We start from the raw sequence: 22,805 nt of genomic DNA, 5'->3' as shown, positions 1-22,805 counted from the left end.
TATTGGGTATAAAAATATATGTGTTTGTGGGATTGCTTGTATTTTCAGTTATTTTATTGAGTAATTTGTTTTATTTAGGGTAATTTGTTTTATTATTTTAATTAAAAATTACTTTTAAGTGAAAAATATTTTAAAACATTTGAATTTATTAATTATATTCGTTTGTTTAAAATTAATAAATGAATGAAGAAAATCTATTTTTTATTTCTTTTGTCCTTTCTTATTATGTACTCCTGTAAAGATGAGAGAATCGAAGGAATAGGCGTTGAAAATCCCCGTGTTAATTTCGATATTAATGCTGTTCCCTATGCAAAATTATCTACTTATTCTTTTTTCACCGGCGAATTGAAGAACCTGGTTCCGGCAACCAAAGTAATACCTTATGAACCTGCCAGTTCGCTTTTTACAGATTATGCTTTAAAGAAAAGATTTATCTGGATGCCGGAAGGTACAAAAGCTACTTTTGATGGTGATAGCAAAACATTAGACTTTCCTGTTGGCACTGTATTGATAAAAAGTTTTTATTACAATACCATACAGCCCGGTAATACAACGAAAATTCTGGAAACGAGATTAATGATAAGAAAATCCAGTGGATGGATATTTGCCGAATATTTATGGAATGATGACCAGACAGAAGCCAACCTCGTATCCGGAAACGATTTTACCAGCGGAAGCTCCAAAAATATTACATTTAAAAAAGAAAATAATGAAATTCTGAATATTGACTACAGAATTCCATCGGAATCGGAATGCTATGCATGTCACAAATTAGACAATAAGCCTGTTCCTATTGGGGTAAAGCCCCAGAATTTAAATACAACATACAATTACCCTGGAGGAATTAAAAATCAATTGCAAAAACTGGTTGACGAGGGTTATCTGGTCAGCTATCCTGCAAACATCGTTTCTACAGTGAATTATAAAGATACGAGTAAGCCTGTGGATATCCGGTTACGATCCTATCTGGATATTAATTGTGCTCACTGCCATCAGCAGAATGCACGTTGTGATTATCGGGCTATCCGATTGAGCTTTAACCAGACTACAAACCTTACCAATATGGGAGTTTGTGTACTGGCAGATGAACCGATAGATGCCTCATTGGAAAGAATTATAACACCTGGAAATCATAACAAATCAGTGATGAGCTTCAGACTTTCTTCTGTAGATGAAAGTAAGAGAATGCCTTTGCTGGGGAGAACAATTGTGCATGATGAAGGGGTTGCCCTCTTAAATCAATGGATCAATTCTTTGAACCAAAACTGTCCCTAAAAACTAAACAACCTGAAGAAAACATGAGAAAAAATTTATCCCTTTTTATTTTGTTATTCAATATAACCTGGGGAATTGCACAATTAACGTGTGCTTCTGCATTGAATGTGGTGCTGGGAACAAATACAGCACCTGTAATTACCGGAACTGCAGCTACTACGGCATGTAATATCGGACTGCCTGGTACAGCCGGATTATGGTACAAATATACCGCGACCCAGGATAGGAGTGTTACCGTCTCAACAGTCATTACAGGACAAAATGTTGATACCCGGGAGATTATATTTAAAGGCACCTGCGGAGCATTGACCTGTGTAACGGCGAATGATGATTTTTTAGGAAACGCTTCTCAGGTAACATTTACAGCACAGGCCGGCACAACATATTATATTGTTTTTGATAATAAGTGGTCCAGTTCAGGATTCAATTTCACGGTATCTGAAACGGCTCCGCTTGTCAACAGGGTGTCTTTTACCCCGCAGTCCGGTAATGTTTATGGTACTTATAATAATTGTGTAGTAGATATGAACGGGGATTATCTGGATGATATTGTATCTGTTTTGAGTAACACGCAGATTGCAATCTCCTACCAGCAGCCTGGAGGAACTTTTAATCCGGTTACCTATAACGTTCCCAACACCACAGTTACCCCTAGCTGGAGCATAGCAGCTGGAGACTATGACAATAACGGATTTAATGATCTGATATATGGTTCGGGAAATGGCATTTGTTTTTTAAAGGCCAATGCAGATGGAACGGGGTACACTTCTGACAGAAAACCCCAAACATTCCTGACACAGCGTACCAATTTTATAGATATTAATAAAGATGGAAAGCTTGATGCTTTTGTATGTGATGATAATGCGCCGAACCGGTTCTATTTGAATGATGGTACTAATATGAACCATAACCAGGGAGGATTGGGAGATTTTCCTTCAGGAGGTAATTATGGTTCTATCTGGATTGATTATGATAATGACGGAGATATGGATCTTTATATTGCAAAATGCAGTGGTGGTGGTTCAGGGCCAGGAGGAAACGTAGATGAGCTGCACCGGAATAATGGTGATGGAACGTTTACGAATGTGGCAGTGGCAGCTAATATGGCGAATCCTACACAGACATGGTCCTCTGCATGGGGGGATTTTAATAACGACGGCTGGATGGATGCTATCATTGGGATAAATTCTACCTCAAACGGGTTGAGCAGAGTCATGAAAAATAATGGTAACGGCACCTTTACTGATGTATCTGCAGGCTCCGGATATGATATTATAAGCAATCTAAGCAGGGAATATGTGGCCTATGATTTTGATAATGACGGATTCCTCGATGTATTGGGAGCTGGAAATACAATTATGTTTGGCAATGGAAACTTCCAATTCACTCCTAACCTTAATCCTTATAGTCTTGACTTTAACAAGCGTCCAATAGGTGATCTGAATAACGATGGTTTCCTGGACATTCAAAGTGGACAAACGATCATGATTAATGACGGAAATTCTAATCACTGGTTAAAAGTGACATTGAGGGGAACCCAGAGTAACAGAAATGGAATCGGGGCAAGAGTTGAGATTTACGGAGAATGGGGTAAACAGATTCGGGATGTGCAAAGTGGGGTAGGTTTTATGAATATGAATACTCTTAATGTTCATTTTGGAATCGGGCAAGCAACAACGATCGGAAAAGTGGTCGTAAAATGGCCTTCCGGATTGGTAGATGTTATTAGTAATGTTACCCCGGATACAACATTGCATGTTGTGGAAGGAACACATCTTGATGTGAAGGAAGTGCAAAATACACAAGAACTGCTGACAGTTTATCCTAATCCGAGTGCGGACCTTTTAAATTTCAAATCCAACGCCGATTTCGTTCCGGTGGAGGCCAGATTATTTGATGCAAGCGGTAGAATAGCTTTGCAGACAAAAGTTGAAAGAAATACAATATCGATTAAACAGCTGAACACAGGTACTTATATTCTCGTGTTATTAGATAAGAATGGCAAATTATATTCGCAGAAAGTAACTAAAAAATAGTACTACAATCAATTAATAACTTCAAACTGCAAAGTCGAAAGGCTATGCAGTTTTTTATTTAAAATACTATATTGCAGGCTCAAAATAATATTACATTATTCTGAGAATAAGTAAAAACGATTCAATGATTTCGAAGAAGATTAAAATCTTATTTAGTATTCCTTTTATTATTATTGTGTGCTACACTTGTTATTTAGTAAGTGTATATGATTCCATTCCCGAGATTATTCCTATCCACGGATATGGAAAAAATACAGATGGATTTGGCAGCAAAATGTTTTTATTTTTTCCCATCATTCTTAACCTGATCCTGTTGTTGTTTATCTGGTGGATTATCAAAAGCCCTCATAAAATTAATTTTTCCTTTGAAATAAAAGAGGACGAGAAAGCCAGGACCTATGCAACAGCTCAAATGGTGTTGGTTATCGTTTCGATATTTATTACTGTTATATTAACCCTTTTGTTATTTTCAGGGGTTGTATTTAAATAAATTATTCAGGATTTACTTTATTAAGAAAAAGATAGACTGCAGCACCTGAAATAGCAGATGCTGTGCTTGCAAGGATCATACTGCCGATAACATATTGAAGGAGGTTATTCTTTACCAGATCGAAATTTAATTCCTGGTTAAAAACATTGCTTTCACCATGTACGAAAGGAGCTCCGATAAATAAAGAGATTGCTATGATAAAAGGAATAAGGGGAGGTAAGCTTATATTGGATGCGACAAAAGCCAACACCTTATTTAATTTAAATAATACTGATAAGGAAATAACAAGCAGTGTCTGAAATCCCCAAAAAGGTGACAGCCCGATAAATACACCTAATGCAACGGAAAAAGCTTTCGTTCTGTTACTGCCATCACTTTCAAGCACATCCTCTTTAATGAACTTTTTGAGACTTTTCTTACGGAAATTATTAATAAAATTTCTTGGAATAATGTAGAAAAGGGTAATCGTAACAAGAATGGTATTCAGGATACTTATCCGGGTAAAATCTTTAAATGGCCTGAAATGAGAAACCCGTTCTGCAGGATCATATAGAACCTTAACAGGGACATTCTTAACAGGAATATGCCGCCATGCAGATCTTACAATAACTTCAATCTCAAACTCAAATTTTGGGGTAAAATATTTCTTGGGGATCTTTAGTAATGGATACAGACGGTAGCCAGATTGGGTATCTTCTAATTTAATACCTGTTTCAAACCAAAACCAGAAATTAGAAAACCTGTTTCCAAAGCTGCTTTTCTTAGGAATTCCGTCTTGAGACATATTTCGGTTACCGATGAGCAAAACATCTTCTTTTTCTTTGATAAGGGCTTCTGTAAAAACCGGAATGTCATCCGGGTAATGCTGGCCATCAGAATCTATTGTTATAGCGTAATGAAATCCTGATTCTTTTGCTTTTCTGAAACCTGTTCTTAAGCCGTTTCCTTTACCTTTATTTTCCTGAAGTGTAATGACTGTAATTTGCGGATAGCCGTTCAGTATCTGAGCTGTGGAATCCGTGGATCCGTCATTGACCACAATAATGTTTGAAGTATATTCTAAAACACCATCAATAACTCTTGCCAGTGTTCTTTCATTGTTGTAGGTGGGAATTAAAATACAGATTTTCTTTTCGGAAATTGTATTTTGTACTTCAGGAAGGGTCATTGTTTTATTTTAATGAAGCTTTGTCTGCTGGAGTAAAAGTTTTAGACTGCGCTGCAAATCTCTGAATATAGCTTTTTAAAGCCTGATTCTGCTTGCTGTAATTGTTCAGAATGAATAATTTATCATCTTTTAAACTGGAATGGTATCCTACAATTTTAGGAATATTTTCCTGAACGCTCAGGCGGATCACTCTCAATTCAATATTGTTAGGATTATTTTTAATAATACTTTCAAGACTTGTTGCACCTGTTTTTACAAAAGATTTTCTCTTTCCTTTTTCAGTGGTTACCTTGGCTTCCATAATTTGTGCAGCTGCTTTATAACCGGAAATAACGGGATCAGTTGAAGACTGTTTTTCCGCGATATTGATAAAGGACTGAGTATTGGCGTTCGATTGATTGGCTTTCGCATAGCTGTTTCTCAATGACTCCAGATCAGAGGACTGAAAGAAAAATGTAAATACGGCTACCAGCGATAAGATGAATTTCATAATTTCTATCTTTTATAATGTACAGACATCTTTAATGCAATAGTCTCGCCAAATAAAGTCGTGTTCTTTACTTTAATCTCATCTTCTCCTTCATTAATATCGAGCTGTACAGTAAGGTCGGGTGTTTCAAAAGGATTAATGATGGCCATAAACTTCACATTGGAAGCTGTTTTTAAGAACAACTTTGAACCGGTGATCTCTTCTGTAAGTTCTTTTACAATTTGCATCATGCACACTCCGGGCGTAACCGGATTTCCCGGGAAGTGTCCCTTAAAAATTTCGTGATCACTGTTTAATCTGATATGGGCAACGAAGCTTCCGTTTTCCGCTTTGTCGTACGATTTTAGAGTATAAAAGTCTGTAAGAATGGTTTGCATCTGTTACTAGGTTTCTGTTATTTGAACTAACTTTATATTGATCTTGAAATCTTTATGTTGAAGATTGATACTATCCGCGAATATATGTTTTTTTGCTTCAAAAGTAAAATCGATTTTTGCTTTATTATTCCTTGTATACATGATCTGATGAAGCAAGCCGTCCTTTTTATCAAAAAACAGATAATACTTGTTGTGGTCTTCCTGAGAGACAAAAATCTTTGACTGATCATTTTCAAAACTTTCCTGTACCGGATAGGTCTGCTTCAGAAGATGTTGAAAATCATTCTTCAGGAAGTTTTTTACGATTTTCTTATCGAGATCAGGAATGATATAATTGATTTTGAAATCTTGATCTGAAATTTCAAAATCAATAAGTTTATTTCCAAAATCTGATGTCAATGCCACGCGATGTGTAGTTTCGTTGATCCTTTTTATGATAAGAATTCCACTGACGTGATTTTTATAAATATCGATCTGGCATTTATACACATAATCTTCTTTTGAAGAAAAATATAAGTTCTCAACAGATTTCTCAGTGCCTGGTGCAGGTTTTAAATCAGTAAGCTGATAGGTCTTACAGGATATGAAAAACAGTAGAAGAGTACTATAAAGAAAACTCTGATGCAGAAATCGGGGCATTGATCTTTGTGTTTTTGAAAACTATATTCGTCGTATCTCCTGATGCTTCCAGCATATTGACCTGGGCAACGGTGGATTCATTTTTAGGAAAATATAGCTCGATCTGTTTGATGTACTTCAGGAGCTGAGCAGATTTAGGAGTAAATTTTGCAATATTGTAAGCAGAACTTTTGAAGTAAGTGACGATGAATTCGGGATCACTAAACATTTTTCCATTGGAGCTTCCTACAATAAGTTTGTTAATTTTTTCAAATGTTTTACTTTTTGCATCAACAGAGGATTTCTTCCCCTGATCATTGATAAAGATCTTATTTTCCTTAAAAACAATGCTGTATTGATAAGGCTTGGTGTATTTCCAGCTTAGCATATTGGGCGATTTAAGAGACATCTTACCATAGGTGACAATGTTCTTATCCAGGAAATCCATTTTTTTGGTTTGGGTAAAGTCGCTCTGCAAAGTTTTGATTTGTTGTGTTTCAGATGATACCTTCGTTACAAACGCCTTTGCCTCGGTTCCTGTCATTGCTGTGTTTTGAGCAAAAAAGAAACCTGAAACCAATAAAAATGCTCCGAAAGCAATATTTTTAATCATTTTTTATTTGATTTTATAATTGAATCAATAGTAAAAGCAGAATACTTTTTATCCTTCAAAAATAGCAATAAATCTACCAAAACACGATAGGTCTTTTCTGAAGTGTCGTGAAGAAGCACAATGCTGCCGGGTTTTATTTTAGATGTAATCCTTTTGTAGATTTTCCTTTCATCTTCTATAACGGTGTCCAGCGATCGTACATTCCAGCCGATACTTATTTTTCCGTTTCTTTTAATTGCTTTAGCTATGGAAGGATTGGTCACTCCAAATGGAGGCCTGTATAATACGGTTGTGGTGTTTCCCACAGAAGCAATTATTTCATCACATTTTGCTATTTCATCAGTCATTTTTGCTGTCGGTAGAAAACCCGTTGAGTTAGAATGGGTATACGTATGGTTTCCAATGTTATGACCTTCGGCAATAATCCTTTTGAACGTATCAGGATATTTCTCAATTTGTTTTCCAATACAAAAAAATGTTGCTTTGATGTGATGTTCCTGAAGCAGATCTAAAAATTGAGGTGTAAACTCAGTCGGTCCGTCATCAAAAGTAAGGGCAACCTCTTTAACTTTTGTTTTTTTATGGGTAATGCTATTCACAAAATAGCCCAGCTTAATATCAAAGGAACCCCAAACCACAAATGCCGAAAAAAGCAAAAAGCAGAATACATATACCCAAAAGCTCCCGTGAAATGCATAAATAAATACATTACAGAATATATAAAACAGGATCATTGAATAATGCTTCATTGTATTGTTTTTTTGAATTTCCAATCTGAAATTTTTCATCCGGGGTTTGACACAGCAGAACGAAAAATCTAAAAAATTGAGAACATACAAGGTGTTACCCGCTTACAATTTAACGATTTTGAAATGTAAAGATTAAAAATTCCGTCCTTTTATCCTATCATACCTTTTCTAACAATACCAAACTATGATCATTTCCTAAAAGATGATTGTACAAAAGCACATTTTTAATCGCATTCTTTTTTATAGAATTGATCATCATGATCTCCGGGATTTGTTGATTTTTCAGAATATGACATGCCATGAATGTTGAAAAACCACTTGCCGTATTGTATTCTCCGCTTAAATGTTTATAATATAGCAATGCTGATTCAGGAAACAGATTCATTGCTGTTTTATAATACGTATCCGATTCCTGATCGCCACTGAATCCTAAAATTACGGCATCAATATCGGTAAGAGAAAGATTATTCTTCACGAGAAAAGCTTCAATAAATCTTTCGGTTTCCTGCTGTTCAAGTTTATTGGTTATTTGAATGTCCCTGATCTGGGCATAAGAATTTTCCGCCTTATTTTTTCCAATGACAAAAAAGCTTGAACCTTCACCCCATAGTACACCTTTTGTTGTTGATGTTAAAAAATCAACAGGAAAATGTTCGGTTTTTTTAATGATGTGGCGGAGCTGGTAAAGTTCCATTGTTCTTTCGGTCTGTTCATCCGTAGAGCCAACAAGTATATTTTCAGCCTCATCATCGGTAAGCTGAAGTTTGGCATCTAGTAGGGAAAACTCTAGAGCTGAAGAAGTATTGACATAAGTAAAATTATAAGCGTGGCATTGTAGAGCCAAAGCAATCTGGCCGGCTACGGTATTGTGCGTCGACTGAATAAAATAAGTTGGAGTTAAAAATTCCTCGTGATTGTCGATTACATTTTTTAAGAATTTTTCAGAATCCTGAGAACAGCCCATTCCGGTTCCTACAATAATGGCATCCGGTTTTTCTATTCCAGCCTCTTTCAAGGCATAGTGAGATGCGACCGAGCTCATTTTTACCGTTTTAGACATCCTCCTGATCATTGCTGCGGGAATAAATTCTTTATATGCCGGTTCTATTGCTTTTACAATTGGTACAGAGTTTTCAGGTTTGAACTGACCAAAAAAATCTTCAGCTAATGTATCCTGTACCGAAATACATGAGGCCCCATTGATATACACTGAACTCATGGCTTGGAGAAAATTAGGGTTGAACAATTTCCTCCGAATCCGAATGAGTTGGATAAGACATGGTTGATATTTTTTTTCCTAAGTTCAGTAACCGGAACCAGGTTGAATTCTTCCATAGGAGTTTTAAAATTCAAATTCGGAAATATAATGCCGTGCTGAATGGCTAAAATGGAATAAACTGCTTCTATTCCTGCCGCAGCGGCTAATGTATGTCCTGTAAAAGCTTTGGTGGAGCTGAATTCGGGAACATTTCCTTCTCCGAAAATACGGATCATTGCAATTCCTTCCGACAGGTCATTATTGGGAGTGGCTGTTCCATGAACATTGATGTAGTTAATTTCCTCTTTGTTGATTCCGGAAACCTTTAATGCCTGCTGCATCGCAAGATAGGCACCTTGTCCGTTTTCAGACGACGCGGTTTGATGATGGGCATCATTTGCATTTCCATAACCTGAAAGATAGGCAAGAACCTTTTTATTCTCTTTTTTTACAACTTCATCAGACTCCAGCACCAGAAAAGCTGCTGCTTCACCTAGATTCAATCCTTTTCTGTTCTGGTCGAAAGGAGTATTATAAGAATCAGTAAGAATCATTAGGGTATTAAACCCATTGAGTGTAAATTTGGATAAAGAATCTGTTCCGCCTACGATCACACGATCCAGCACCCCATTTTTAATAAGCTTAGCTCCCATCATGATCGCATTCGCTGCCGATGAGCATGCGGTACTTATTGTTGATACCATTCCTTTTAAGCCCAGATAATCTGCAATGGCTAAAGAGGAGTTTCCTGCATCATGAGCATCAATATATTTTTGCTTTTCAGGAAAGTCTTCATAGTTGTAGAAATACTTTTCAGTAATATCCATTCCTCCGACACTAGTCGAGGAAATCAGGCCTGTTCTGAAGGCATTGATATCGGAAATTCCTGCATTTTCTACAGCTTCTTTTGCAGCAATCATTCCCAATAAAGAGGTTCTTGTAACATTGTTGTCTTCATTCAGCTGAAGGTGTTGTACAAGTTCTTCATTAGACTGTTTTATTTCACCTGTTTTAATATGTCCTGCATGGCGGGTTTCAAACATTTGGATGTCCGAAATGCCATGCCGGCCTGTTGTCAGCGAAATAAAATTTTCTTCCACGTTGTTGCCAACGGAAGAAATGATGCCCATTCCTGTTATGGCAATTTTATGACCCATTAATTATTTTGTTCTGTTTTCTTCGATGAATTTTGCCATCGTATCGATAGATTGAAAAATTTCTTTTCCTTTCTTTGGATCAGCTAATTTTATTCCATAATCCTTATCCAGAAGAACAATCAGTTCTAACGCATCAATAGAGTCTAATCCTAAACCACCACCAAATAACGGGTCTGTGTCTTTGATTTCCTCAACAGCTACATCTTCAAGGTTAAGAACTTCTATAATTTTGTGTTTTAATTCTAATTTTAAATCTTCCATAATTATTATTTTAAGGTAACCCTATAACAATGTGCCAGATTACCAATGATATTTTATAATGCGAGCAAATATACAAAAGCTTTATAACTTTCCTGATATAGTTCCACCCAGCCACACAATACATTTTCTGCTTTTCCGGACTTCAGTAATTGCTGGGCATAATTGTTTAAAAAATTTTCATCAAATTCGTCTAAAACGAAAAAAGCATTTTCAGTCTGCATTTTATGTCGGATGCTTATTTCTCCTACACAAATGTTAGGCAATGTATACACAAAGACCGCAGGGCTGGGAAAATAATTCTCGTTGGAATTGATGCTTTCCTGATATTTAAAGTCCGTATCCAGGCTTGATGATTTATTGGCAAAAACCAAAGCGGTTTTGCTGTTATCCTGATCTTTCAGAAGCATTTCTGCGGCTAAAAAAGCAAGTTTGCTTAGCGGATCCATTTTATGGAACTTAGGATAATTAAGATCAAGGTTCTTGTAGGCTTCTTTAGCAAACTCCTGAAATGTTGTTTCCTTATTTGAGAAGACCATATTCCCGTTCATGGTAATTGTAGAGTTTTCTATAGTGCAAACAGCTGTTTTCTTCATCTTATCCGGTTTAACATTTTTCTAAAACAATTGCAGCATTACATCCTCCAAAACCTGAAGCGGTTTTTAAAATATATTTAATTTCTGAGTGTTGCTGTTCTTTTATAATATGCAGAGGTTGGGAGACACCCATCTCTTTAAAGTTTTTGGAGGGAAGAAGGGTATTGTGTAAAGCGCTTTCCATTGAAATGATACTTTCTAATAATCCCGATGCACCAAGACAATGTCCGTAAAACCCCTTCATACTATTCAAAGGGACATGTTGAAGCTCCATTCTGTTAAAAGCAACAGCTTCCATTTCATCATTATACAGGGTTGCTGTTCCGTGTGCAGAGATAAAATCAATATCAGTGACAGCTACTTTAGCTTCTGCCATGGCATTCCTGATACTTTTATACAGTCCGTCTCCTGTTCTTGAGGGACCTGAAATATGGTTAGCATCATTAATAGCAGAATCTCCGAGAATTTTAAACCTAAACTGATCGGTTGAAATTGTCCCGGCAGTTAGATATACCGCTGCCGTAGCCTCTCCGATATTAATTCCGTTTCGGTTTTTATCATAAGGCTGGCAAGGTTCTGTTGCCAGAGCCTGAAAAGAGTTAAAACCGGAGATAACAAACTCCGTGATTTCATCACCTGCAATGACAAAAGCATCTTTATAATTTCCCGATTGAATCAGGTTTTTAGCTACGCCAATAGCCATCACTCCTGAAACACAGGCGTTAGAAACAACAATGGGCTTTGATTTAAATCCAAAAAAATCAGCGATCTTTTGTGCCAGGACAGAAAGAAATGCCCCCTCTGGTAAAGAAGATTGATTCTTTAGTAAGCTCACATTTCCCTTTGTGGTAGATAATATAAAAGCTGTTTCTGTAGTAATGTCGTGCCTTTCTATTAAAGGTTTTAAGCACAACAGGAACATTTTTTCCAATCGGGTGAAATTCTGGTCGGGAAAATGGCTGTTGAATTCTGTATTTAATTTTTCAGTATCCACCATTGAAGCATATACTGCTTCCTGGTTCTCTAAAATTGGATGCTGAGCAACTCCGGACTGGTTTTGCAACAGAGCATGCCAATTGTCGTTGAGGTTCATACCCAGCGGAGTGACGCAGTTATAATCAGTTATGTAAATCTCCTTCATCATGACAATTTCATTTTATCTTTCCATTTCTGAAAAAAGTCGGGATTATAGAGGCATAAATTTCCGTCATTATCTAAAAATACCTGAATGGTCTCGCCTTTGCAAACCAGTTTATTATCCTGATTGAATATTTCATAAGTAAAGATCAGTTTTGCCGCAACCGAATTCACAAAAGTAGTTTCTATCCTGAAGGTTTCTCCGTATTTTAAGGGAAGAAAATGCTCGCATGTGCTTTTTACAATAGGAGTAAGGTAACCGGCATTCTGGATGTCGAGATACGAAAGTCCGTGCTCCCTTCCAAAAGCTTCCCTTCCGTCTTCAAAATAGACAATATAATGACCATGCCAGACAATTCCCAAAGGATCTGTTTCATTGAATCTTACTCTGACTTGTTCAGAAAAGGTAATATTTTTTTCTTTAGACTGCATTTTTTTTCCTTTCGTAAAAAATAGAAATTGTGACCATAGCGATATAAAATAAAAATAATAAAATAAGCTCTTTCGCTATATCGGTGATTCCACTGTTTCTTAAAATAATATCGTAATACGCATTAAGTCCCCAGTTCATAGGTGAGAACTTGGCCATATGCTGCATAAATTCAGGCATCAGGAACACGGGAACCCAGATTCCACCAATAGCAGCCAATACAACAACAGATGTTGCGCCAAAAGGCGCAGACTGTTCCTGAGTATCTGCAATGGTTCCCAATAAAACCCCAAACCCAATAGCGGCAAGCCCGGCAAATAAAGTAACCACAATAAGGTGGAACATTTTTCCCGACACATCGAAAGCCGGAAGATTCATGTATGGGAAAAGGTATATACCTACAGCAACCATCAGTAAAAACTGAATCATACAAATGATCAGATAAGTACATGTTTTACCGAGAATATGAATATAATAAGGTGTTGGACTCACTCTGGCTCTAACACTGGTGCCCTGGCTTTTTTCTTTAACCAGATTGATGGAAAGAGGGACTACAATGAAAAAGATAGCAAATAATGTCCATGCAGGAACGTTATGCTGAACAGAATTCGGGATTATCTCCACATTGCCTTTCGATGGAGTGATCTCTTTAAAGCTGATGAGATTCTTGTTTTCCTCCAGGTTTTCTGTTGTTCCGAGCTGATTCTGGAAAGCTTTGTAAATTTTTTTATTTTCAATCTCAAAGATCATTTTATTCACAGAATTCATCACGGAGTTTTTGAAGCCTGCATTGGTTGCAGGATCAAAATATAAATGAATATCTTTTGTCTTTGGAGCTGTTTTTTTTACAGCTGCGGAGTCAGTTTCCAGTCCGAAAGAACTTACGATCGTCTGAACTTTGGATTCTATATTTGAATTCAGGTTTTTGGTTAAGTCTTCAGGAATGACAATGGCCATCTGATATTCGCCCGAAAAAACGGCGTCCCGGGCGGACTTTTCGTTGTAATGGGTCAGAAGCTGAAATGTCTTGCTGTTTTCCAGTTCCTTTTTTATATTTTGAGAAACGTCAGACTTGTCTTTATCGATAAAAATGATTGGTATTTTGGATCCTTCCAGATTTTTAAAAGTCGAATCCTGAATCAATGTGATCGTAACGATAAGCAGCAAAGGCATCACAAAAATAATAACGATCCCTCCGATATCCCTTTTTAATAAAAGGATTTCTTTAATAAAACTTCTCCACAATTTATACAACAACATCTCTTAGTTCTTTTCCGGTTAATGAAATGAAAACGTCTTCCAGATTTTCGGCGGAAGCTATCTGTGCAACAAGCTCCTCCGGGGTCCCTGTAGCATGGATCTTCCCTCTGTCGATAATGGCAATTTTTGTACAAAATTCCTCGGCTTCTGAAAGATGGTGGGAGGTATAAATAATACAGGTTCCGTTTTTATTGAGTTCCTGAAGGAAATCAATGATCACTTTTTTGGATTGTACATCTACTCCTACGGTAGGCTCATCCAGGAAAAGGACTTTAGGATTGTGAAGTGTTCCTGCAATAAGATTACAACGACGTTTCATACCTCCTGAAAATTGTTCTACCTTTTTATTGGCAAATTTTGATAATCCCATAATTTCGAGGGATTCATCAATGCTTTTATGAAGTGCTTTATGCTTGAGCCCATATAAGCTTCCAAAGAATAACAAATTCTCTTTTGCAGTAAGGGTAGGATAAAGAGCATATTCCTGAGGAACTATTCCGATGATCTGCTTTATTTTAAAACTGTTTTTCTGTGGTGAAAGACCATTAATGGTAAACTGGCCGGAAGTGGGCTTGATCAGTCCCGAAAGCATGGAAATGAGGGTCGTTTTTCCCGCACCGTTTGGCCCAAGAATTCCATAGATTTCGTTTTTGTCGATATTTAAAGAAATATCATTGACAGAAAACTCATCAGAGTTCTTGTATTTTTTATAAAGATTTTTAATTTCAATAATATGCTCTGCCATATCAGATTGCTTTTCTTAGTTTTTTATAGAAAGCTTCTTCCAGATCTGCTATATGAAGCATTGATTTCGAAAGTTCCTGATAAATATTGCTTTTTGAATTCCTGTTTTTATAAACGCGGGCAATATCCACAGCAAAGTCTCTCCATAGATCACCTATGGCTGTAATTTCTTTTGACAACTCCCTTAATTGATCATTCTTAAGAATTTCTGCTGCTTCTTGTAAAAAAGCTCCGTAAATAAATCTGAATCCGCCACCGCCGGTTCCTATTTCTTCCTGCATTCTTATTAATTGCCCCAAATAATGGTTGGTCACTTTCGTTCCTTTTTTCTCAGTCCATTTGGGAATACTTTTCGCGACCCATCTCATGGCTTTTACTCCTATGAGAGGCACGGGAGCAAGCATATTTTTACAGGTATCTTTAATCCCTTTTTTTATGGCTTCTTCCAAATGGATGTTTTCAGGGATATAAACGGGATAATACATGTGGCCTTTTGGCGGTAATGCTCCCTTTGCATATCTTACTTTTTCGAGTTCAGCTTCAGATAATGTGGTTACGTAATCCATTACAGGATCACTGATCAGAAACCTTCCGTCTTCCTTTCCGTAAACGACAAGATTATGCGCATTAAAATGAAATTTATATTCTTCCGGGAAATACGTAAGGTTAAAAACCCCGACCTGAAGTCCTGTAGGGATATTGTTCTCTAAGTTTTTTTCTAATGCTACCTGGGCATCTTTAGGATTTGAGAATTTTTGTCTTTTAATTTTAATACCCAATCTTTTTGCTGCTTTGCTGAAAATAGCACCTGGCATCGGACGATAGCTAAAGCCCGGTGCAAAGTTTACTTTTAGGAAAGGCAGATACACAAAAAATAACCCCGAACCTATTCCGAAAATCATAGGTTCGCTTAATTTTATACCTTTATAGAGTAATAAATTAGAGGCAACACCGTTTTCGCAATGAGCGGTTTGGTGGTGTTCAAAATTCAATTTCATCCTTATATTTTTTTATTTCAGGGAAGATAGAATCAGTATCAATTATGTACTTTATCTTATTATCTTCCATTGAAATTTTTTAATTCTTCTACTGTGATCCCAAATGCATCAGCATATTTTTTCAGCACAGTATCGCTTAGTGTTCTAAATACTTTTGGTTTGGTATGTCTTTTTATCCGCCACTGCCACATTCCGACATATGCAGAAAGGACAGCCATATCCATTTTATTTAATTCCATGAAATAAATGATGGGACTTACGGTCTGAGCAGCAACGTTTTGCCGGGCTTCTTCTATCCTCTCATTAATAAGAGCCATGGATTCGTCAAGGGCAAGCTTTTTGGCTTCCCAGCCAATACTGTTTGCTGTTGTATAATTGTCATTTTCATCGGTAACATATACCACTTCGGTCATGTTCGCTGATTTCAGATTACTTTCGTCCTGTGGAAGATCCTGCTTTTTCATAGTCTGTTTTTTATTATGATAGTTTTTGAATAAACAGATTGATTTCAGCTCTTATCAATAATTCATCATTATTAAAAGTTTCGCAGAAGATATTGCATATATTCTCATATTTGGAAATAAGCGATGCCTTCGAAATGATCGTATCACCCACTTTCGGTAATGAAAAGACTTCGATTTTTTTAATATTGGTAATGAATCCGATCACTTTTGTTTCTATTTCGGGCCCTTCAAAAAAACTCTGGCCTACAATAGAGGAGCATGTTTGTGCGGAATTTTCGATTAATCCTGCTTCTACAAGTTCATTGTTATGAACAAAGATATTATCTGCTGTTATCAGAAAGGAAGTAATCACATTTTCTTCTGTTAATTCCAGAATATAATCCACCATCAGCATCGGTTCCCGATGAGGTAAAAAGTTATGGATATTGATGATATTGTCTTCCTTAATTTTCATTACTATTATTTTACAACAGTTTTCATTTGAGAGCTTGCGACAGTTAGTCCGTTCAGTTTCGTAATACAGTTAACTAATGTAACTCCCATTACTTCGTTGAGGATTGCCACTTCTGTTTTTAGCTCATCTCCAAGTTTGGGTAAAGATTCCGCGTCAAAAGATTTGATGACTCCTATATAACCCGTTGGAGCTTCTTTACCTAAAAGGTAATACTTATAGCCTGTATGCAAAGCTACGCTTTGAGCCTGATGTTCGATCAATCCCGATGCCTGGAATATTCCATCCTGCAAGAAGATATTGTCTTCTTTTATCGTAAAACCCGAGACCAAATGATTCTCAGAGTATTCAGTTAATTCATTCACCATGACAAAAGGAAACCTCTGTGGAATTAAACTTTCCACAAAACTTTTATCAGATGTTGGCAGATTGATTTCCATTAGCAAACCGTTAATAATGCACAGGAGTAAGCAAACCTTCCACTTTCAGGAACACAAAGAAGTACTTTTTCTCCCTTTTTCAGTTTTCCTGAATTCATCAGTTCTTCTAAAGCAATGAAAATAGAGCCAGCTCCAATATTTCCTACTTCGGAAAGGTTATAATACCATTTTTCCCATGGGAAATCCATTCCTTTTTTGGCAAATTCTTCCTTAAGCCCATTTTTAAAGTAACCGGATGAAATATGTGCCAGGACGTGATCTATTTTTTCAGGGTCTAGCTGGTGCTTGTCGAAAGAAGCTCTTAAACTTTCTGCCCCTTTTACTAATATATATTGATCCAGAAGCTTTGTATCCTGCTTTAATGCAAAAAGAGACTGCTTCAGCCATTCATCAGATGGATAATCTGCCCATGATTTTAAGCTTCCGTCCTCTTGCTTTTCACAGCCGGAATACATACAAGCTTCAATTTCATGTGCATAAGAATAGAAATCGATGAATTCTACTTTTAAAGAAATGCTGTTTTCCCTTGGTTTGTTTTCTAATAATAAAGCACCTGCACCATCGGAAAGCATCCATCTTAAAAATTCTCTTTTAAAAGCAATAATAGGTCTTTCCTCCAGTAGTTTCAGGTTTTCTGCTTCGTGATTGAATTTATCTGCTGTCATCCAGGCCGAAAATCTCTCAGAACCTACACAAACCGCATTATCACGTACACCGGCTTTTACAGAAAGAAAACCATAATTAAAGGCATTCATTCCTGAATTACAAAGTCCTGTTGAGGTATTGATTTCTATAGATTTTCCCACATTCAGCTCTCCATGAACCATCGAAGCATGAGAAGGCTGAATCTGATCTGCAGAAGTAGTTCCACAAGATAATAACTGAATATCATCTTTCGTGAAATTTTCATCAAACAACCCTTCTACAGCTCTTGCTGTGATCTGGGCATTGGTATGGGTAGGTTGGCTGTTTTTATCTAAAGCGTAATATCTTGTTTTAATCTGATTATTTCTTAAGATCAAAGCTCTTGCTTTAGAGGGGGTGTCATTGACCAAGCCAAGATAGCTTTCCATCTCATCATTAGAAACCGGATCATTGGGTAAGTATGTTGAAGCTTTGGTTATAAATACGTCGTTCATCTCTTATTTTAAATTTATTCCTTGTAAATATTTTTTTTCTTTCATTCTTTTAGATCTCAAAAGAGGTGCCAACAATATGTGAAAAACTAAAACAATAGGGGAAATAATCCATATCGCTGCCATCAAATATACCTTAAAGAATTTGATAAGCATAGGTCGCTTTTCTTTTTTCCTGATAATAAGGTTAGACCATACAGTAAAGATTTTGTTCCCTACTTTTTCCACCCTTACTAAAAAAGGTCTGATTTCTACAGCTCCGTTCTTTACCAGTTCAGGTTGCAGATTATCATAGTGGTTATTATCGAAATGCCTTTTGATGATGTTACCGTATTTTCCGGCTCCGGCAATCTCTTCATCGGAAATTCCTGCTGCCGGAAGCATTCCCGATTTTTCTTTTTTTCCAGTTGTCAACCAGCGCAAAATAGTCAATACACTGGTATAATTATCATGTCTGTCTACCAATGCAATGTTTCCGACCAGTTTTGCATTTAAGTTTTTTAAATATACCTTAAGTTTTTCCTGCGAAAGCATCCACATATTTCGGGTTCCTGAAACAGTAACGACAGGAGTGTCTTTTAAAATGTTTTCCGCATAACCGCTTTTTAAGAAAGAGATAATTGGAATTGAGGGAGTTAAATACCAAACCTGGTACCCGAAAATAATAAGATCGAATTTCTTATTCAATACTTCTTCGGGCGGAGGAAGGATTTCTCTTGGGATCTGTAAATAAGACTCCGGGAATGTATTGAAAAAAACATCACCTGGCCATGGAAAAGGGAAGTCTTCCTTAAGCTTAATGCTATAATAGGTGACATTATATTCGTCCTTTTTATCCTCAAAAGGCTGGGCAATATTCTTTACAATATCCTCTAATTGGCCCGTTTGTGTATAGTATAAGACAAGTATGTTCTTCTGCATGGAAATTTTTATTGTTTACAAAAATATAATTTTATAATTTATCTGTTATCTCTTATAGATTTTAATTGATTCTGAACTAAAATATAAATTATATTCGTCGTTTTGAAACAATAAATTTTTAATATTGAAGAAAATAATAATATCAGGAAGCTGATCAATACTGTTTAAAGCATAGTTTTCACTGGAAACTAAAAGTATACCAACCTTTTTATTAATCTCTGAAATTGTGGATATATAGTTTATTTTTCTTTTTTTAACGAGATAATTATGATCAGCGATTTCTCTTTTTTCAATATCCGGAATCAAACTGAATATCTTGCGGTTTGCCTGTTGAAGAGAAAGTAGGATATCAATCTGGCCGTAGTCATCTGCAATATGAAGAAGCGTTGCGTCTTTAGGAATATGCTTGTTCAATTCAAAGTAAGCAGACTTATTGATCCTGAAATCTTCTTTAACCTGTTTTACAATCTCATTTTCCTTATACAAAAAGCTCAGAAACAGCTTCTTTTTAAAGTAATCCTCATCCTCCAGCTCTTCTCTTAGCTTTGAAAACTCTTCTCTGAAATAAGCGTTTATTTTTTTTGTTCGTTCAGAATACGTGGACCCAAAACTCTCATCATTTTGATGGATACGATCTCCTACTTTTACCGTAATGCTCCCATCATAAATGATAAAGTCTCCTTTTGGCAATACTTCCGAGTTGCCATGAATATATACAGGCAAAATATCCAGATTCAATTGTTCAGAAAGGTAGAAAGCTCCTTTATGAAATCTTTTGATATCATTCGTATAAGAACGTTCTGCTTCCGGAAAGACCACCAGCGAATATCCTTGTTGTACCTTTTCTTTTAGTTTGTCAATTCCGTTTTCAATACCTTGGGAAACCGGATAAAAACCTAATGCCTTTACAAGTTTTCCAAAAATGGGTGAGTTATACACCCAATCATTTACAAGATATACAATCTTGTAATTGGTCATTGCCAGTGCTAGTGTATCCAGGAATGAAGTATGATTGGCAATAATAATAGCAGGTTTACTGAAATCTTCTTCAGGATTTTTTATCACCGTCTTTTTTACAAATGGATTACTATATAAAACAGAAGTTAAAAACCGGGCAATGAATATTTTGATATACCTGAGTGTATTTCCCTTGGCATTTTTAACAAAAAAAGCGCCAAATAAGGAAAAAAGAAATCCTCCCAGCCCATAGTAGGCAAACGATACCACGGAGTGAAGGAATAATCTAAAAGTAATAGGAGAAAGTCCCTTTTTTGCTCTGTTAATAATTAAAAGTCTGAACCAGAACGGATACAAAGTAGAAGTAATGATAATAACCGAAAACATTCCTATTAAAGCCACCAGTGCCAAAGAGTGTAATGCCGGATGCTTGGCAAAAATCAATGAGCCGATCGATAAAATAGTGGTGAAAACAGCTAATATGATTGAGATCCTGTAAGTAGGAAGTTCATTTTTACCTGTAGTATGTTCCTTTTGCATAGCCTTTGTCAGAAAGATGCTGAAATCGTCTCCGACTCCAAAGATGAGGGTACAGACTACAGTACTGAAAATATTGAGTTCCAGCCCTAAGAAATAAAGAATGCCAGCTGTAACCACTCCTGTTAATACAATAGGGAACATGGTAAGGACAGTGAGTTCAAAATTTCTGAAAAAGACAATAATAGTAAGGATGATGGCGAGTAGTGAATAATTGATCAGGGTGTTGAAATCTCTTTTCAATAATCCCAGAAAATTCTCATTCATTTGCTGGCGGTCAATAGCAAGAACATCCTGCTTTTTTTCTACATCTCTGATAAAGGCATCTCTTTTAGTTTCATCCACTTTTATAATATTGGAAATAGTATGAAATCCTTTTTCATTGCTTAAAAATTCAGATACCTGTAGTGCTTTTATTTTTTCATAATCCTCAATGCTGCGGGTGGAGTAGTTTTTGTTTAAAAGTTCTGTAAATTGCTTAAAAGCTGAACTATTAAATCCAAATTTGTTTCCATTGCTTACTAATTCTGAAACCGTTTGATTTTTCTTTTGGTCGTTCCAGAATTTTTTCCAGTTTTCAATCTTTTTTTGCTGATCCTTTTCAGACAGGACTACATTGCCCAGAGAATTATAGCTCAGGATTTTTCCTTCCTTTTTTTCTTTTTCCAGAAAATGGTTCAGTTGGGTGTTTCGGGTTAATGCTTCTTCTTCAGAATTACCATAGGAAATGGTGTAGATTGATTTTGAAGTAATATCTGAAAGCTTCTGTAATTTTGCTTCACTTATTTTCAGATCATTTGGAATGTAATTTAGATCTCCAATGTCTTCATTAAAACCCACGTGCCTGAATCCAAATAAGCAGGCAATAATGACCAGGGAGCATCCTATAATTAGGGGTTTGTTCTTTTCATAGGGATAAAAGCCGATCCTGTCAATGAAATTTGTGCTTGCTTTTTCCCCTTTTTCTTTAGGATTGTATAGTTGGGGAACAATAATCAAGGCTGAAATAGAAGAAAGCATTACGATTATGGAAGCAAATAGTCCCAGATCCTTTAAGGCTTCCGATCTTACAAAGACGAGACATAAAAAAGAAACCGCAGTGGTAGCACTGCTTAAAATAATAGGTTGGGTAATTTCTTTATAGAGTTCTTCAATATTATTATTGTGTTTATAGTGTGTAAGAATGTGCAAGGCATAATCTATTGTAATTCCGATAAGGATTGCTCCGACACTTAATGAAATTGCTGAGATCTTATCCTTAATAAAATATAATATAAGCAGTGCCAGCAGAACAGAAAATACCGTAGGAAGAAAAACAATAATCGGAGTGAAGAAATTCCTGAAATAATAAATAAGCAGGATCAGCAGTACAGTCATGGAAATCATTACTGTATTCTGAATGTCCTTTTTTATCTGTTCAGCATTTGCAACCGCAATTACGGGTGAACCAAAGTAGCTGATTTCTGTTTTTCCTTTAAATTCGTTATTAAGATCATCCTTTATTTTGTTGAGCTGGTCTACAAAAAATTCATTGTTTTTAGTGTCGTTACTTTTGTTTTTAGGATCAATAAAAAGTAATAGATTTTTTCCGTTTTTCGTTACAATAAAATTATCCTCCAGCTTAAAATCTTTGCTGACGTTAAGTGCATTCAATTTTTTAATGCCTAAAAAAGTAATTCCAAGAGGATCTTTTTTTATAAATTCTTTTGTAACCAGGCTTGTTGGAGAAGCAAGAGAGATGTAATTGTTTTCTACCTGTTTTGCAATGCTGTCTTTCTGAATCTTCCTGTTGATTTCTTTATAGTCATTTTCATCTAAAAACAAAGGGAGGTTTTGATTTACAAAATCAAAAGTCTCGGAAATTTCACTGTCATTTACCTTTCCCTGAATCGCTCCGATATACTTTTCTAAAGGAGAAATTTTTTCCAGAAAAGTATTGGCGGTTTCAGAAAGCTGAAAATTATCCTCCGAAGATTTATTCTCAATGATGACGATGATCTTATCTGAAAAATTAAGTTGTTTAAGAATTTTTGCAGTAAGATCAGATTTTTCACTTTTAGGAATGATCTGATTGATGTCTTCCTCGAAATTTATTTTTGATGCAAAAAACAGGCAAACCAAAGCAATTCCCACTGCAAATAATGCAGATAGAACTCTGTTTTTGGAGATTAAATAGAATAAAAATATAAAAAAACGATGCATCGCATTAAAAAATCAAGTTTGCAAATTTAATTTTTTAAGTATT

General features: G+C 36.0%; 24 protein-coding genes. 3 read left to right on the top strand and 21 right to left on the bottom strand.

Features of this window, described 5'->3' with window-relative positions; translation table 11 throughout:
* Window positions 1-183 precede the first annotated feature (183 nt).
* The 3 genes from PFY10_11825 (at window position 184) to PFY10_11815 (ending at window position 3,801) form a co-directional block, all read left to right on the top strand.
* A complete protein-coding gene (locus tag PFY10_11825) occupies window positions 184-1,275 on the top strand; it encodes a hypothetical protein (protein ID WBV54925.1) in 1,092 nt (363 codons plus the stop codon).
* Window positions 1,276-1,298: 23 nt separating this feature from the next.
* The gene (locus PFY10_11820) at window positions 1,299-3,311 is read left to right on the top strand and encodes an FG-GAP-like repeat-containing protein (GenBank protein WBV54924.1); all 2,013 of its coding nucleotides are present in this window, start codon (window positions 1,299-1,301) and stop codon (window positions 3,309-3,311) included.
* Between the two features lie 124 nt (window positions 3,312-3,435).
* The gene (locus tag PFY10_11815; protein ID WBV54923.1) at window positions 3,436-3,801 is read left to right on the top strand and encodes a hypothetical protein; all 366 of its coding nucleotides are present in this window, start codon (window positions 3,436-3,438) and stop codon (window positions 3,799-3,801) included.
* A 1-nt stretch (window position 3,802) separates the two neighbouring features.
* Here the strand turns inward: PFY10_11815 and PFY10_11810 are convergent, their stop codons facing one another.
* The 21 genes from PFY10_11810 to PFY10_11710 all read right to left on the bottom strand — a co-directional run bounded on the left by PFY10_11810 (window position 3,803) and on the right by PFY10_11710 (window position 22,762).
* Complete coding sequence (locus tag PFY10_11810; protein WBV54922.1) at window positions 3,803-4,969, bottom strand: DUF2062 domain-containing protein; 1,167 nt, start codon at window positions 4,967-4,969, stop codon at window positions 3,803-3,805.
* Window positions 4,970-4,973: 4 nt separating this feature from the next.
* Window positions 4,974-5,459, bottom strand: a complete 486-nt coding sequence (locus tag PFY10_11805) for a hypothetical protein (protein ID WBV54921.1) — start codon at window positions 5,457-5,459, stop codon at window positions 4,974-4,976.
* A gap of 5 nt (window positions 5,460-5,464) precedes the next feature.
* Window positions 5,465-5,836 (bottom strand): 3-hydroxyacyl-ACP dehydratase, encoded by a 372-nt coding sequence (locus PFY10_11800; protein WBV54920.1) that lies wholly within the window; start codon window positions 5,834-5,836, stop codon window positions 5,465-5,467.
* 6 nt (window positions 5,837-5,842) lie between these two features.
* Window positions 5,843-6,475, bottom strand: coding sequence for a hypothetical protein (locus PFY10_11795; protein WBV54919.1), 633 nt, complete (start codon window positions 6,473-6,475; stop codon window positions 5,843-5,845).
* Window positions 6,441-7,067 (bottom strand): outer membrane lipoprotein carrier protein LolA, encoded by a 627-nt coding sequence (locus PFY10_11790; GenBank protein WBV54918.1) that lies wholly within the window; start codon window positions 7,065-7,067, stop codon window positions 6,441-6,443. The genes PFY10_11795 and PFY10_11790 overlap by 35 nt, the downstream gene beginning before the upstream one ends.
* Window positions 7,064-7,816, bottom strand: coding sequence for a polysaccharide deacetylase family protein (locus PFY10_11785; GenBank protein WBV54917.1), 753 nt, complete (start codon window positions 7,814-7,816; stop codon window positions 7,064-7,066). The genes PFY10_11790 and PFY10_11785 overlap by 4 nt, the downstream gene beginning before the upstream one ends.
* A 157-nt stretch (window positions 7,817-7,973) precedes the next feature.
* Window positions 7,974-9,035 carry a beta-ketoacyl synthase chain length factor gene (locus tag PFY10_11780; protein WBV54916.1) on the bottom strand — a complete coding sequence of 354 codons (1,062 nt, stop codon included), beginning with the start codon at window positions 9,033-9,035 and terminating at the stop codon, window positions 7,974-7,976.
* Window positions 9,032-10,231 (bottom strand): beta-ketoacyl-[acyl-carrier-protein] synthase family protein, encoded by a 1,200-nt coding sequence (locus PFY10_11775; GenBank protein WBV54915.1) that lies wholly within the window; start codon window positions 10,229-10,231, stop codon window positions 9,032-9,034. The genes PFY10_11780 and PFY10_11775 overlap by 4 nt, the downstream gene beginning before the upstream one ends.
* Before the next feature lie 3 nt (window positions 10,232-10,234).
* On the bottom strand, window positions 10,235-10,492 hold the full coding sequence (locus PFY10_11770) for a phosphopantetheine-binding protein (protein ID WBV54914.1): 258 nt from the start codon (window positions 10,490-10,492) through the stop codon (window positions 10,235-10,237).
* Between the two features lie 53 nt (window positions 10,493-10,545).
* Window positions 10,546-11,085, bottom strand: a complete 540-nt coding sequence (locus tag PFY10_11765; GenBank protein ID WBV54913.1) for a 3-oxoacyl-ACP synthase — start codon at window positions 11,083-11,085, stop codon at window positions 10,546-10,548.
* Window positions 11,086-11,095: 10 nt separating this feature from the next.
* A complete protein-coding gene (locus tag PFY10_11760; GenBank protein WBV54912.1) occupies window positions 11,096-12,229 on the bottom strand; it encodes a beta-ketoacyl synthase N-terminal-like domain-containing protein in 1,134 nt (377 codons plus the stop codon).
* Window positions 12,226-12,654: an acyl-CoA thioesterase gene (locus PFY10_11755; GenBank protein WBV54911.1), complete on the bottom strand. Its 429-nt coding sequence runs from the start codon at window positions 12,652-12,654 to the stop codon at window positions 12,226-12,228. The genes PFY10_11760 and PFY10_11755 overlap by 4 nt, the downstream gene beginning before the upstream one ends.
* Window positions 12,644-13,912 carry an ABC transporter permease gene (locus tag PFY10_11750; GenBank protein ID WBV54910.1) on the bottom strand — a complete coding sequence of 423 codons (1,269 nt, stop codon included), beginning with the start codon at window positions 13,910-13,912 and terminating at the stop codon, window positions 12,644-12,646. Before PFY10_11750 ends, PFY10_11755 begins: the two co-directional genes overlap by 11 nt.
* Window positions 13,899-14,657 carry an ABC transporter ATP-binding protein gene (locus PFY10_11745; protein ID WBV54909.1) on the bottom strand — a complete coding sequence of 253 codons (759 nt, stop codon included), beginning with the start codon at window positions 14,655-14,657 and terminating at the stop codon, window positions 13,899-13,901. The genes PFY10_11750 and PFY10_11745 overlap by 14 nt, the downstream gene beginning before the upstream one ends.
* 1 nt (window position 14,658) lies before the next feature.
* Window positions 14,659-15,654 (bottom strand): BtrH N-terminal domain-containing protein, encoded by a 996-nt coding sequence (locus tag PFY10_11740; protein ID WBV54908.1) that lies wholly within the window; start codon window positions 15,652-15,654, stop codon window positions 14,659-14,661.
* A 59-nt stretch (window positions 15,655-15,713) separates the two neighbouring features.
* A complete protein-coding gene (locus tag PFY10_11735; protein ID WBV54907.1) occupies window positions 15,714-16,118 on the bottom strand; it encodes a hypothetical protein in 405 nt (134 codons plus the stop codon).
* Window positions 16,119-16,131: 13 nt separating this feature from the next.
* A complete protein-coding gene (locus PFY10_11730; GenBank protein ID WBV54906.1) occupies window positions 16,132-16,572 on the bottom strand; it encodes an ABC transporter permease in 441 nt (146 codons plus the stop codon).
* A 5-nt stretch (window positions 16,573-16,577) separates the two neighbouring features.
* Window positions 16,578-17,009 carry a hypothetical protein gene (locus tag PFY10_11725; protein WBV54905.1) on the bottom strand — a complete coding sequence of 144 codons (432 nt, stop codon included), beginning with the start codon at window positions 17,007-17,009 and terminating at the stop codon, window positions 16,578-16,580.
* Window positions 17,009-18,148 (bottom strand): beta-ketoacyl-ACP synthase III, encoded by a 1,140-nt coding sequence (locus tag PFY10_11720; GenBank protein ID WBV54904.1) that lies wholly within the window; start codon window positions 18,146-18,148, stop codon window positions 17,009-17,011. Before PFY10_11720 ends, PFY10_11725 begins: the two co-directional genes overlap by 1 nt.
* A 3-nt stretch (window positions 18,149-18,151) precedes the next feature.
* Window positions 18,152-19,066: a dialkylresorcinol condensing enzyme DarA gene (locus PFY10_11715; protein WBV54903.1), complete on the bottom strand. Its 915-nt coding sequence runs from the start codon at window positions 19,064-19,066 to the stop codon at window positions 18,152-18,154.
* A gap of 45 nt (window positions 19,067-19,111) precedes the next feature.
* On the bottom strand, window positions 19,112-22,762 hold the full coding sequence (locus tag PFY10_11710) for an MMPL family transporter (protein ID WBV54902.1): 3,651 nt from the start codon (window positions 22,760-22,762) through the stop codon (window positions 19,112-19,114).
* Window positions 22,763-22,805 lie beyond the last annotated feature (43 nt).

The sequence above is a fragment of the Chryseobacterium daecheongense genome (assembly GCA_027920525.1).
Taxonomy (GTDB): Bacteria; Bacteroidota; Bacteroidia; order Flavobacteriales; family Weeksellaceae; genus Chryseobacterium; species Chryseobacterium proteolyticum.
Note: the sequence above shows the minus strand (reverse complement) of the source record. Positions and strands in the feature narration are given on the sequence as shown.